This window comes from Psychrobacter sp. CX5, from assembly GCF_057621535.2.
On the sequence record NZ_CM177735.1, the window covers coordinates 2,726,370 to 2,740,890 of the forward strand.

The following is a 14,521-nucleotide window of genomic DNA, read 5'->3' on the forward strand; positions in this document are numbered from 1 at the left end:
AAAACGATTAATAGATTTACGCCATCTGACATTATGCTGACTTATAGGTTTTACTAAATACTATTGGTTATCTGCAGTGGTTTCGCTTTTAGTTGCTAATTGCTCGTTGTCATCTGTTAGATCTTCTGCCACTTCTTCGTCAAAAGCGGCGTCTAAAGCCTGTTGCACGGCTTCAATACGTGCTTGGCATACCTTATAAGCAGCGATAGACTGCTCAACCGTATTCATCAAGTTATCGATGTCTGGCTCATTAGAATTTTGCAATGTTTCTGCATTGGTTTTTAAAATCTGATAGGCGGCTTTGAATGATTTCGGAGCAGATTTTTTGCGGGTTGCCATATAAAATATCCTCTATAGAACTAAAAATGAAAATTAAAAAAAAGACTTAGAAAATAATAATTAAATTACAAATAAGATTAAAATTTAAAGTTAGAGTTTAATCCAATAATGGTTATAAGGTAGCGTCATTATTAGTTTTAGTATCATCTTTGGGCTTAACTTTTGTGACGACTGCACTGAGCTCCCCATCACTAAGCTCAACATTCACCATATCTCCTTTTTCGATGGTTTTCATCGAATTAAGATAACGACCTACTTCATTCTTAACAAACGCATAGCCTTGATCTAGCAAACGTGCAGGATTTTGAATTAACACAATTTGTTGGTAGTGGCGTATCTCTTTAGACATGTCATTGAGTTGCTTATAGCTATTGTCTTGAATAGAGAGGTATTTGTGTTCGATATCAGAGGACAAACGGCCTAAGTTGTTATAACTCAGCTTGCGAATACTAAGCATATTGCTTTCTGTCGTCAATGAGACTTCGCGTAATTTAAACCTAGTGTATTGTTTTACGGTATTAAAATGATTGTCGCTAAGGTGCTGCCAGCGCTGCAAATTATAAGTGCTAGAACTTTGAATAGCAGTAAATTGCCGATCCGTTGCCAGTGACGCTTGCGAAAGCTGTTGCTGGCTGGCTTGTTTGATATGATCAGCATAACCTTGAGTACGCTGCATTAAGCTTGCTAGATGATTGGTAATTCCGGCAATTACCTTTGAGGGAGTATCAAAGCTGGTATGCGCCACTTCATCTAAAATGACATTATCACGCTCATGTCCGATACCTACCCAAACCGGTATCGGCTGCTCGGCAACTAAGGCGGCAAGCTCATAATCATTAAGGTAAGCCAAATCTCCGACAGCACCCCCGCCGCGAATAATCACCATCACATCGGGTAGACGATCAAATGTCTTTTTAAAGGTCAACATGCCTTTGATAATAGCATGACGAATCTCTTTTGGAGCATGATTGCCTTGGAAAGTGGCATGATGGTAATGAAAATTGCAAGCACCGGTACGTTGAAGCCTATCGGCATCGGCACGAAAATCCCCCAGTCCCGCTGCTTTTTCAGGAGCGATGACTAATACATGCTCAATATCAAATGGAGTAGGCAGTTGTTTGTTAAGCTCAAGAAGACCTTCTCCGCTTAAACGCTCAAGCATGGCAGCATACTGACGGGCCAAATCCCCTAGGGTATAGCTTGGGTCAATGTCATTAATTGCTAATGAAAAGCCGTATAGCGGATGAAACGTGGCATTGACGTTCAGCAAAACCGTCACATCTCTCTCAAGCTTCATGCCGGTGGCACGCTCAAACTTAGTGAGTACACGAGTCGCCTTAAAACGCCACAAGTTACCACGGCAACTGGCTATGACTTTTCCATTGTCATCTTTTTCTGCCAATTCAAAATAATAATGACCGCCTTTGCTAGAAAGATTGCGAATTTCCGCTTTTACCCACACGCTATGGCGAAAGGTTTCTTTTACTACAAGCTCAATGGCATTAAGATAATCACTGAGTCTGAGTACTGTATTTTCAAGCTCATCATCAATGGGGTCAATCAATTCCTCGTCTTCATAATCAGTTGCATCAAAGGCTGAACTTGAGGATAAAGTCGAGTCAAGACGAGATAAATCTGGCTTAGGCATAAATAGTCTTCTTAAAATCTAAAATTAGGGTCTACATAACCACGGTACTTAAACGACAAAACAAGTGTTCAAAAACGGCAAATTTAATCCCACTAAATGGTTAAATATTAAGGGTTCACTTTAAGTGACTAGGGTCTGTTGAACATTCAAATGTGGAACTGGCGGAGGCTATTTTTTAGACAATATGCAGGGAAATTTTTGATGCTTAGTCATTCTAAGTTAGAAAATTTCGCAATATATTGACAAAAAATAGCGTCGCCCCGCAGGGCTGATGCTAAAATTGTCCCAAAGGTTGTTATAAATCTAGCTAAGGTCTAGACATTATCGTCGGTTTACGCCTAGTTCGGAATAATTTTAGCTATCAGCAGTCCTAATATTTGAACGTTCAACAGACCCTAATAGCTTTACTTACATCGAACAGTTCACTATCCTTAGCTATAAAGGAATTATATATAGAGTGCACTTGGACCTAATAAAAGCATGGTTTTAGGCAGTACGTTAAGTAAGCTGTTAACCAGCTTGTTAAAACCCTCTTTTAAGTTTCGAGTAAAAAGTCTGAGTAATGTACAAAATATCAGACCTCGTAAGAACTCTGCTTGAATGTTCCGCGTTGAAGCGTTCATCAGACACAACTTAATCAATGACATAATGGACTATATCATGAATAATCAATACCCCGCTGCGTCACAAGCTTACGACTATCCTCTAACTATCAAACATTTGTTGAACCGCTGTAGGGCCACCTCCCAAGAGCAAGAGATTGTCTTTGCTGATAAACAGCGAATGACCTACAAGGATCTATTTAGTCGGATTGCTAAGTTAGCCAATGTGCTGAAGTCTTTAAATCTTGAAAAAGGCGATGTCGTCGCAGTGATGGAATGGGATACGCCAAGATTTCTAGAGTCTTATTTCGCCGTTCCCATGTCACAATATATCTTGCAAACGGTTAATATTAGACTCTCACCTGAAAAAGTATTGTATACCATTAATCATGCAAAACCCAAAGTGTTGCTGTTAAACTCCGAATTTGCACCTATGGTCAAAGACTACCAGTTTGAAAACTCATCAATTGAGCATGTGATATGGCTAGACGATAATGGTACCAGTAGTGATGGCGTATTGGGCATTAGTCAATCACGCCTAGTGGGTGAATATGAGCAGCTGTTAGATAGCGTCAGTGATGACTTTGAGTTTGAAGACTTCGATGAAAATAGTACGGCAGTTACCTTTTATACCTCTGGCACTACTGGGAATCCTAAAGGGGTATATTTTAGTCATCGTCAGTTAGTGCTTCATACTCTAGCTGAGACAGCGACTTTAGGCGCGTTGCCACAGAAGCAAGGTGTGGTTCATGGCGATGTTTATATGCCGCTGACGCCAATGTTTCATGCGATGGCATGGGGTTTTCCTTATGTCGCAACCATGTTGGGTCTGAAACAGGTCTATCCTGGACGCTATATCCCTGAAAAACTGTTGCATTTAATTGAGTCTGAAAAGGTCACAATCACACATTGCGTGCCAACCATTTTGCAAATGGTGCTTGAGCAAGCCCGTATAGAAGGCAAAAAATTCAATGGTTTAAAAATGATTACAGGTGGCTCTCATCTTACCGAAGGGCTTGCGACAAGAGCCTTATCAGCTGGTATAGAAATCTATACGGGATATGGTATGTCAGAAACGGCGCCTTTAATTAGTATTACTGAATTCAGCGCCATCGATCCACAGATGAGTCTCGAAGAGGATGTGAAGCGTCGCTGTCTATCAGGGAAACCGGTTATGATGGTGGAGATGAAGCTTTGGGATGATGAGGGAAATGAAGTTGCTGCTGATGGTAAAAACTCAGGGGAGCTTGTATTACGGGCGCCGTGGCTCACTCAAAGCTATGCGAAAAATCCTGATGCAGGTGAAGCCTTATGGAAGGGTGGCTATATGCACACCCAAGATATTGCATATCTGAGTGCAGAGGGAATGTTAAAAATCTCTGATCGCCTAAAAGATGTGATCAAGACCGGCGGTGAATGGATATCGTCACTTGAGATTGAAACCATATTATCTCTTCATCCCTCTGTCGCAGATGTCTCCGTCATTGGTATTCAAGACGAAAAGTGGGGGGAGCGTCCTTTAGCAGCTATTGTGCTTAAGGCGGGTTTTGAAGAGACCAATCCTGAAGACATTATTGCCTTGACAGTCCAAGCGGCGGAAAAAGGAATTATTCCAAAATACGGTATCCCTGAAAACTATAAAATTGTTGATGAGTTACCTAAGACCTCGGTGGGTAAGCATGATAAAAAACGGATGCGCGAGATGTATGGGGATCAAGCTATGAAAAAGCTATGATTAAACTATGACATTGCTAAGATATAGGTTTGATGACTATTAAACTAAATGGTCAGTCAATGAATAATTTAATATTTAAACTCCGCGCTTAACTTTTTAAAATCCACTATTCATGGATGGTGTTTTACTCAGTAAATCAAGACCTTCAATTATAATGCTGGGCTAAAGCCACAGCCTACGTTAAGAGTTGAGAATGAGGTATTTTAAACAACCTGATATTCGAACATGATATCAGGTTGTTTGTTAAATGTTGCTTTTATAAGGTATGTCTTTACAGACACCACTGATTTAAATATGATTATTTGACGGCTTAATAGAGTCAGTAAGTCTAAATTGATTTAACTGTAAGCTATTAAACGTGAACCGTGAGAGCGGTTTAGCCCTGACAAAAGCGGTATCCTACTGGTCTGGGCGGACTGCGAGGTCTTGTCAAGATGAGGTATCGAGATAACAGTAACTCATCTTGACTTAGTCCTCGCTCCGCCAAGACTGGTAGATACAAGCGGATGGCAGGATTAGCTACCATAGAATAACGTAGTTATAATTAGTTGGGTTTTTAAAATATTGACTTAAACTCTAAAGTGAAAACTCTAAACTAACTTGCTTTTAAAGTATCTGGCTTTATGAACGATCTGAAATTCTTTTTGCAGATATTAAAAACCAGCTCTAAAACCATAATAAAATGGTATAAATACCATCTAAATCAAATAACAGGATGATAAGTGGGAGCATAAATATGCCTCATTTTGAATAAAACTAACCAAACGAATAAATGGACTATCACATGACCAATCACTATAATGCCGCGCCACAAGCGTACACCTTCCCATTAACCATCAAGCAACTACTCAATCGATCGAAAGTTACCTCGCAAAATGAGGAAATCGTCTATGCTGATAAAAAGCGTATGACCTATACTGAGCTGTTTTCACGCATTGCAAAGCTTGCCAATGTCTTCGATAAGTTGAACTTGGATAAGGGTGATGTGATCGCTGTGATGGATTGGGACAGTCATCGTTTTTTAGAGTCCTATTTTGCTGTGCCTATGTCGCAATATGTACTACAAACTGTCAATATTCGACTGTCCCCAGAAAAAGTCCTGTATACCATTAATCATGCTAAGCCCAAAGTATTGCTATTAAATTCTGAGTTTGCGCCGATGGTGAAAGACTATCAATTTGAAAACTCGTCAATCGAGCATATTATTTGGCTAGATGATAATGGTATGAGCAGTGATGGCGTGTTTGGTGACAACCAGTCTCGAGTGTTAGGCGAATATGAAACCTTGATAGAGGAGGCCAGTGATGAGTTTGAGTTTGAAGACTTTGATGAAAATACGATTGCCTCAACCTTCTATACCTCAGGGACTACGGGTGATCCAAAAGGAGTCTTCTTTAGTCATCGTCAACTGGTACTACATGCGTTAGCGGAAGCGGCAACGTTAGGAGTATTGCCACAGAAGCAGGGTCTGGTATTGGGTGATGTGTATATGCCGATGACACCGATGTTCCATGTATTGGCGTGGGGCTTTCCTTATACCGCCACGATGCTTGGCATGAAACAGGTGTATCCAGGTCGCTACTCCCCTGATGTGCTACTGAAGCTTATCGAAGACGAGAAAGTGACCATTACCCATTGTGTGCCTACGATATTGCAGATGCTTTTAAAACAAGCCGATGCTGAGGGTAAAACGTTTGATGGGCTTAAGATGATTATCGGCGGGTCGCGCTTGACAGAAGGGCTGGCAAAAACGGCATTATCGGCTGGTATCGAGGTCTATACGGGTTATGGTATGTCAGAAACAGCACCGCTTATTAGTCTCACTGAGTTTAGGGCTGATGATCCTGAGATGAGTCTTGAAGAGGACGCCAAACGCCGTAGCTTGACCGGTAAGCCTGTGATTATGGTAGAGGCTAAAATTTGGGATGACGAGGGTAAAGCCTTGCCTCAAGATGGTGAGCAAACGGGTGAACTAGTACTTCGTGCGCCATGGTTAACCCAAAGCTATTTTAAAAATACCGATGCCGGCGCAGAGCTTTGGGAAGGTGGCTATATGCACACTGAAGACATCGCCTTTATGACTGATAATGGTACGTTAAAGATTACCGATCGTCTAAAAGATGTGATTAAGTCTGGCGGCGAATGGATATCGTCACTTGAGATTGAAACCATACTGTCATTGCATCCTGCTGTGGCTGACGTTGCAGTGATAGGTGTGCGTGATGAAAAATGGGGAGAGCGTCCGTTAGCCGCTATTGTACTTAAGCCAAACTGTCAAGATACCAAGCCTGAAGATATTAAAGCCTTGGTTGAGCAAGCGGCAAAGAAGGGTATGATTCCAAAATATGGAGTCCCTGAATACTTCAAAATCGTTGATGATCTGCCCAAAACATCCGTTGGTAAGCATGATAAAAAACGGATGCGTCAGATGTTTACCGGTCAGACGACTCTATAGTTTAGTTGCTTAAATTTTAATGACAAATGAAGCTGCCGCATACGTTATGTGGTGGCTTTTTTATTATAGTCATAGCAAGATTAAATCTTTATCAAAACCTCAATCAAACTTAAGTCTATTTAACCCCTACAGCTTTAGCATTCTAGACGGATAATCAGTGATAATATAGTCCACGCCTAGCTTTATTAAACGGATCGCCTCTTCATTACTATTCACTGTCCAAGCAGTGGTTGAAAGATTATAACGACGACACAGTTGCATCACAGCTTGAGTATAAAGGGGGTAGTACAGCCCAACGCTACGACACCCTAAACGCAAGGCTATTTGAGGAGTTTGAGAAAGTGGCACTCTGGTACTGACGATATTGTCCTGAGTTGCTAGAGGTTCAATTAAAAGTCCGCGATCATACTGTGCTAAAAAACGATGTCTTTGTAGATGTTGATGCAGCATGATGTCAAAACTGGTTAGCGTTATGGGTAAGTCTTTAAAAGACTTTGAGTTGAGTGTATCAGCTAAAGCTTCTGTCAACTTTTGATAGTTGGTTCTATTATGCGTTTTTATTTCAAGCTCAATATGCTGATAGCCTGTCAATAATGAGGGCATATCTTCAAGTAGTAGTATTGGATGACGTCCTATCGCTAGTGATTGATTGGTTTTATTGAATAACTCTTGGCTATTGGACTGATCGATACGCGACTGGCTGCCGTATATTCTTTGCAAAGTATCATCATGAAAGACGGCAAGTTTACCATCTAATGTCAGTTGAACATCGAACTCGACACCCACTAATTTGCTATCAGATCTCTGACTTAGCTGCTGAAGGTGCTCAAACCCAGTACAGCTATTTTCCAATACTTCTCCGCGCGCTCCTCTATGCCCCATCATTCGAGTGGGAGTACTATCTAAGAGTTCTGATATTGATGGTTGAGGGTGATTGATCATAATAGAGTGCCTATTGAGTTGATATAAAAGTCATTTGATAAAGTGTATTCTGGTCTAGTTTCTTCAAATAGCTAGGTCTACACCAAAACACTTACGTCCGTATAGTATTATTTGAGGGGGTAAGTAAAGCATTCACTAAAAGGCTAAATACAATTTTAAATTTGCAAATTAAAGATACTATTTAGTATATTGAGAAGGTTTGACGTATAATAGACTGCACAATGGCTATTAGAGCGGATAATTCCTTTTCTATTACATAACTTATTCTATTAAATAACTTATCCTTTTTAGACTCGGGCAGACTCATTGCACCTACTATTTGTAGGGTTTGCATTCGTCTTCCTTGATATGTTAATTTCTAGATGTAGTATTAAATCCTTATTTAATCTAATGATGCATTATTTTTATTAAAATTTGTCACTATTCGACCTACTTAATTATAAATTTTGAGTTGATGATTTATAGATAAGTATAGGTATTCCAAGAGGTTAAAATGAAGTTAAGTTTAGATCTAGTTTCCCAAAATAAAGGCTTAGTTAGTGTCGCTTTAATCTGCGCTTTAACGGCGGTAAGTTGTGGCAAAAAAGAAGATACTACTGATAAAAATGCTGATGAAACACCGGTTGAAGTCACTACCAATACAGCGCCACAAACGGTACAGTGTGATGATCCCGTGGCACTAACTCAATTGTCGCAGTCTATCAAGTCTAATCTTAACTCACAAACACAAAGTATGTTTAATGCTTACGCTGAAAGTGCAGGTGAGTCATTAAGCCTATCTAATCTTAATAATGCGGTTGGTTCTATATTAATAGACGTTGCTAATCCAACGGTACTGCAAGAAGCGAATGCTCAAGGTATGGTCACGTGTAGTGCTAGTTTAAGCTTAACATTACCCAATCAAGATATTACTCGAGCTACTAGAGTCTATGACTCCCTAGAAAATCGTAATTTAAAAGATTTATTACTGGCAGATAATATTACTTTAAATAATAATATGCTGGTCAGTAACAATTTCAATTATGTGGTAGGGATGCAAGGCGGACGAACCACTTCACGAATAGTGGGACAGCCTGTTATCTTAGCAGCAGTGTCTGATATTATTGCTAAGTCCCAGTTTCAAGCCACTCTTGATGTAGAGCGTGAGGCTCCTAGAGTCGTACAGCCTAGACCTGCTCCAGCATTACCAGCCGAACCTTCAACAAGATCTGAGCCACGCGTGCGCCCCGAGCCTGAGCCACGACCTGCAACGCCGCCAAGCCAGAATACGAATAATCCAAGTACTAATAATTCTACACCCAATACAGCGTCAGCCGATAATAGCAGTGCCTCTAAACCGACTGCTAATGCACCTACCAATGCATCGTCATCCAATAACAGTAGTAAACCCTCTGAGCCAAAAGTAGATCATAAAGTTCCTCAAAACGATGATATTGAAATGGTGATCATTGAAGAAGAGGGTACGTACTAACTTCTTGAGTCGGTGTATTTTTATATTGTTTTATGATAACTTCTCTTCAAGCAAAATAGTCCTCATTTAGAGGACTATTTTGTTTTATAGATTTTATAATAAGCACCTATAGTCATAGTTAACTAAATGAGATACAAGGCAACCGAGCGCAAGTACTACTCTAGTAGGCTAAGTGAGGTTAACGCTGTAGCTTTTTAGTTGCCTACGACTATATTGGTAACGTGTAGGTATGCCTTTCAAAATAGGGTAATATCAACAATTGGTATTAGGGCAACAAATATTTGAATCACTCTCTATATATCAATATTTTATCTACAGAATTCTATCTACTGAATTTATCTAAAATTGTTTTATCCCATAATACTTCTTGAGAGTGTTCAAGTTTTGCGCAATATCTTGCCAATACAAAGAGCCAATCTGAGAGTCGATTCAATAATGTCACAGAGTTTTTTGACAATGAATCTGACTTGATATTGTTTAAAAGAACAGCTTGACGCTCACTGCGACGACAAACGGTTCGGGCAATATGAATCTGGCTAACCAACAGCGAGCCTGCCGGCAGAATAAAGTCTTTTAAAGGCGGAAGGTGTTTGTTCATCACGTCAATTTCTGATTCTAACCATGCAATATGGGCCTCATCAATACCTTTATACTCTGGCATTGCTAATTCACCACCTATATTAAATAATAGGTGCTGAATGGTACTCATGGTCTCAAGAAGGGACGATAAAGATGGATTATCTACCAGATTACTAGAGGTAGGATTTGACGAGGAGTGACTAATTATGAGTGTATTAGCATATGCTGATATCATGCCTATATGGGCATTTAGCTCATCCACATCACCCATGACGATAAAAATCTGATCTGCTTTACTGACTCTAGCCCCGTTTGCTAATCCAGTCGTTCCATCATCTCCGGTGCGAGTATATATCTTGGTAAGTCGGTTTCCCATTGAACGCCTCTTTATTTATTTGAGTGACAACTTCAGTGCTATTACTATGACTTATTGATTCTTTGAGCTATTGAAAGTTACTATCGACACAACCATTACATAACTAATTCAAGAAATAATTAAAACATCTAACTAAGCGAAAAACGAAGCTGATTAAAGTTAAGATGTTTATAAATTAAAACGTTTGCGATGAGACAACGGTTTCAATCGATAGCTGAACTATTGTCATGAAATATAGCATTTTTAGTCAAGCTTAGGTAAGATGGCTGTCATCAAAAAATGAGTTAACGGTTCAATGTAGCTACCTAATAGCTACCTAAATCCTAGTAACTATATGCTAGTAACTATATGCTAGTAACTATATGCTAGTAATTATATGCTAGCAAAAGCACCTAGCATTGTATCTATTAGTACGCCTATGTTAACAGTATATATAATTTAAGGTTTTTCATTATGTCATCACACACTAATATAATACAAACGCCTGACTACATCGCAAGTCAATTACAGCAACATCAAGCGTCTTTAAAGATTTATGACTCTATGTCAACCAAAAAGCAAAACTTTGAGCCTATTGTTGCAGGTAAGGTTGGGATGTATGTGTGTGGAATGACCGTTTATGATTATTGTCATATAGGTCATGCCAGAGTTATGGTGGCATTTGATGTGATCTCTCGCTGGATGCGTCACTTAGGATACGACGTGACCTATGTGCGCAATATAACCGATATTGACGATAAAATTATTGCACGCGCTAATGAAAATGAAGAAGAGATAGGGGTGCTCACTCATCGGTTTATTGAGGCGATGCATGACGATGCGGCAGCAATAGGCTGTACGAATCCAGATTTGGAGCCACGTGCTACTGATCATATCAATGATATGCTTGACATGATTGGTACACTTGAGCAAAAAGAGCATGCCTATGCAGCGTCGAACGGTGATGTCTATTATGCTGTGGAAACCTTTGATGATTATGGAAAATTATCAAAACGCAAACTAGAGGATTTGCAGGCAGGTTCTCGCGTAGAGGTGGATACTGATAAGAAAAATCCTTTTGATTTTGTACTTTGGAAAGCGGCCAAAGAAGGTGAGCCTCAGTGGCAATCACACTGGGGCGGTGGGCGTCCTGGATGGCATATTGAGTGCTCTGCTATGTCGACTAGATGCTTGGGTAATAGTTTTGATATTCATGGTGGTGGTCACGATTTGCAATTCCCACATCATGAAAATGAAATCGCTCAGTCTGAAGCTGCCACAGGGTGTACGTATGCTAACAACTGGATGCATGTTGGCTTTATCAATGTCGATGGTGAAAAGATGTCCAAGTCATTGGGTAACTTCTTCACGATACGCGAGGTGATGGAGAAATTCCATCCCGAAACAATACGATTCTTCATTTTATCCAGTCATTATCGAAGTCAGGTAAATTTCTCGGATGCTGCTTTAAAAGAAGCGCACTCTGGATTGACCCGTATTTATCAAGCTTTGAAGGCAGCGGATGCTGTATTGAGCCAAATTAATGACAATGAACTAAGTAGCAATGATATAAATAGCAATAAGACACAGACAGATAGTGATGAAAGCTTACCCGATTCTAGCCATGTCACCGACTTTATTGCGGCAATGAACGATGACTTTAATACGCCACTGGCGATCAGTGTGCTATTTAACTTAGCAAAAGAAGTTAATAAGCTGGCGCGTGAGGCTGATGATTCAGGCGTCAGATCTGCTATAACTCGTAAGACTGAGCAGTTAAGAGCATTGGCAGGTATGTTAAATATCGGTCAGTTGCCTCCTACTGAGTTTTTGCAAGCGCAAATTGGTGCAAATAGCGAAAATCAAATGAGTGATGATCAAATCCAAGCTCTTATTGACGAGCGATTAGCAGCTAAAGCCAATAAAAACTTTGCACGAGCAGACGAAATTCGAGAGTTGCTACAAAATAGCAATATCGAACTTGAAGATGGCAAAGGCGGAACGACGTGGCGCCGTATTTAGTTAATTATTTTCAAGAAAAAGACTAGGGCGTGTGGAACATTCGATCATGGCACTGGCGGAGACTATTTTTTAGTCAATTTAAGTAGAAGGTCTTTGGACTAGCCTGCTCATTAGTGGTGCAGGTTTTTTTATAAACACTATTAATGAGACGTAGCCCTTAGCTTGATATCGGTAAAACGTCTTATAAACTTATTGAGTAATAGCTACTATTAATAGCTACTATGAATAGTTACTAGCAAAGGTGGGTATGGACAGTCATTCAAAGCCAATCAGTAGTAGCCAGAAAATACGGGTTAATGATTTGAGACTGTGGATGGTGGCGCTATTCATTAGTATATTGATGGTTACTGTATTTCCTACTGCCCATGCCGAAGGCGGTGTTGCTGAGCGTTCAGATAACAATAATTTGGTATCTTCATCACAGGTGACTAATGCAAGCGCTGATGAAGTGGCTATTGCTCAACAACCTAAGACATTAACTGGTTATATCAAAGAGCGAATAAATGAAGAAGGGGAAGAAGACAATTACCCAACCCCTAAGCTTCAAGCCAATTCAGAACTGACCGGTGAATATAACCAAGCTTATTATGTAGTTAAGAAACTAAACGCTGGTCTTCCTAAGCCTAGCATCCCCCCTAACCTAGAAACGCCCCTGGCAACCCTAGAGTTCTTTAATACTGCCAATCTACAAAACAACTTTGCATTGGCCGCCTACTCACTTAATCTCAACTCTATTGAAGACTCGCAGCAAATTGAGCTTGCCCAAAAGCTTGTCAAAAAGCTTGACTATCTATTATCCGAAAAAGACTTGTACGTTTTCGATGATATGCCCGATCGGGCAGACGGTTTAGTACAGCCATCGATAGGCGGTAATAATCCCATTCATGGGGTGCCAAGACGCTCAATCAAGCTTGGATCTATTGATTACAAAAACCGCAGTGTACCAATTTATTTAGAGCGCATAAAAGTAGATGGTCAGGCACCGATTTGGGTGTTTTCATCGCAAACTGTCATGAATATTGATGCTTTGTATGATATCCATAAGCCGGCTCAATTCGAAGGTAATTTCCCAGATTGGTTATCGATAGAGGTTTTTGGTCTAAGAATCTGGGAGATATTAGCCATACTGATCTTGATGGTACTGACAATGGGGCTCGGTCTGTTAATGAGTAAGGGCGCCGCCAAACTGACTGAGGCTTATTCTAATAAACAGTTAAACAAGGACGAGCACAATAAGATGTCTTTACAGGGTAAAGGCATTACCGACTTATTTAACAAAATAACAGGACCTTTAACCGTCTTTATAAGTTTCTCAATGATGTTTGCCTTGGTATCTGGAAGCCTCCCTAAAGTGGATGCTATTGCCACCTCTCTACGCCCTATAATTTGGATAGGGTTGATAATAAGTGCATTGTGGCTCGGCATTAGAAGTATTAACTTCTTTGCTAACCGATATCAAGATTACCAGATTGACGCGCTTGATGAAGAGCAATTTAATATTCAGCGCGTGCGCATGACCTATGTATCGATATTTAGACGCATTTTCATATTTGTTATCGTATTAGGTGGACTCTGGTTTAGCTTAACAGAGTTTACAAACTTAGAAGGGCTTGGCAAGACATTATTGACTTCTGCAGGCATTGCAGGTGCGGTGATAGGTATTGCCGCCCAACCGACTCTCGGAAATATTATAGCAGGGTTTCAGGTAGCCCTAACTCAGCCTGTACGTATTGGGGATACAGTGATGCTGAGTGGTATTTGGTCTGAGGTAGAAGACTTAAGATATACCTACGCAGTCTTGAAAACATGGGATAATAGACGCTTAATTGTACCTATGAAACACTTTGTGACAGAGGTGATCGAAAACTGGTCACACACTTCCACCACTCAGGTGCATCCGGTTTACCTGTTTGTTGATTACGGCGCAGATATTGAGGCAATTAAACAAAAATTCATCGAGCTTACCAAAGCCCATGAACTTTGGGATAATGAGACTGAGCCTGATGTGCAAGTAACCGATGTGACTGAGGATACGATTAAACTTCGCGGTAAAGTTAGTGCCGCAGGACCGCTTGAAGTATGGGATTTAAGCTGTGATGTACGCAAACAAATGCTTGATTACTTAAGCGAAGAACATAATTACTGTCTACCAACTGATCGTATTACCTTAACGTCGAGAGAGCGTTGAAATAGTATAGTGAAGCCCCCAAATAAATGTAAATTAAAAAATAACGAATAAATGATATTACCATCCAGTTTAGTTTGTTACCTTTAGTTAGTTACCTTTCAACAACTTAGTATTGATAGTAGAGTGAATTCATTACCTCACCTGATAAATTATTTTGTTATAATACAGTGCTTATTTTTCTAGCC

The 14,521-nt window shown here is 40.1% G+C and carries 9 protein-coding genes; 5 read left to right on the forward strand and 4 right to left on the reverse strand.

Annotation, left to right across the window (positions count from 1 at the left end):
* Window positions 1–60 precede the first annotated feature (60 nt).
* Together xseB and xseA are read right to left on the reverse strand one after the other, a co-directional pair.
* Window positions 61–339 carry an exodeoxyribonuclease VII small subunit gene (gene xseB / locus AC21OG_RS10580; RefSeq protein ID WP_487376580.1) on the reverse strand — a complete coding sequence of 93 codons (279 nt, stop codon included), beginning with the start codon at window positions 337–339 and terminating at the stop codon, window positions 61–63.
* A gap of 112 nt (window positions 340–451) precedes the next feature.
* Entirely contained in the window at window positions 452–1,987 is a 1,536-nt protein-coding gene (gene xseA, locus AC21OG_RS10585; protein ID WP_487376582.1) for an exodeoxyribonuclease VII large subunit, read from the reverse strand.
* 660 nt (window positions 1,988–2,647) lie between these two features.
* Here xseA and AC21OG_RS10590 point away from each other — a divergent pair.
* Window positions 2,648–4,324: a fatty acid--CoA ligase gene (locus AC21OG_RS10590; protein ID WP_487376583.1), complete on the forward strand. Its 1,677-nt coding sequence runs from the start codon at window positions 2,648–2,650 to the stop codon at window positions 4,322–4,324.
* Between the two features lie 784 nt (window positions 4,325–5,108).
* A complete protein-coding gene (locus AC21OG_RS10595) occupies window positions 5,109–6,779 on the forward strand; it encodes a fatty acid--CoA ligase (RefSeq protein WP_487376585.1) in 1,671 nt (556 codons plus the stop codon).
* Between the two features lie 126 nt (window positions 6,780–6,905).
* Here AC21OG_RS10595 and AC21OG_RS10600 read toward each other — a convergent pair whose 3' ends face one another.
* Window positions 6,906–7,721, reverse strand: a complete 816-nt coding sequence (locus AC21OG_RS10600; protein ID WP_487376587.1) for a glycerophosphodiester phosphodiesterase — start codon at window positions 7,719–7,721, stop codon at window positions 6,906–6,908.
* Between the two features lie 493 nt (window positions 7,722–8,214).
* On the opposite strand from AC21OG_RS10600, the gene AC21OG_RS10605 reads away from it, so the two are divergent.
* Entirely contained in the window at window positions 8,215–9,192 is a 978-nt protein-coding gene (locus tag AC21OG_RS10605) for a hypothetical protein (protein ID WP_487376589.1), read from the forward strand.
* Between the two features lie 322 nt (window positions 9,193–9,514).
* Here AC21OG_RS10605 and AC21OG_RS10610 read toward each other — a convergent pair whose 3' ends face one another.
* On the reverse strand, window positions 9,515–10,147 hold the full coding sequence (locus tag AC21OG_RS10610; protein WP_487376591.1) for a cob(I)yrinic acid a,c-diamide adenosyltransferase: 633 nt from the start codon (window positions 10,145–10,147) through the stop codon (window positions 9,515–9,517).
* Between the two features lie 543 nt (window positions 10,148–10,690).
* Between AC21OG_RS10610 and cysS the strand changes: the two genes are divergently transcribed.
* Window positions 10,691–12,148, forward strand: coding sequence for a cysteine--tRNA ligase (gene cysS / locus AC21OG_RS10615; protein ID WP_487376835.1), 1,458 nt, complete (start codon window positions 10,691–10,693; stop codon window positions 12,146–12,148).
* 247 nt (window positions 12,149–12,395) lie between these two features.
* Complete coding sequence (locus AC21OG_RS10620; RefSeq protein WP_487376593.1) at window positions 12,396–14,336, forward strand: mechanosensitive ion channel domain-containing protein; 1,941 nt, start codon at window positions 12,396–12,398, stop codon at window positions 14,334–14,336.
* Window positions 14,337–14,521: the final 185 nt, after the last annotated feature.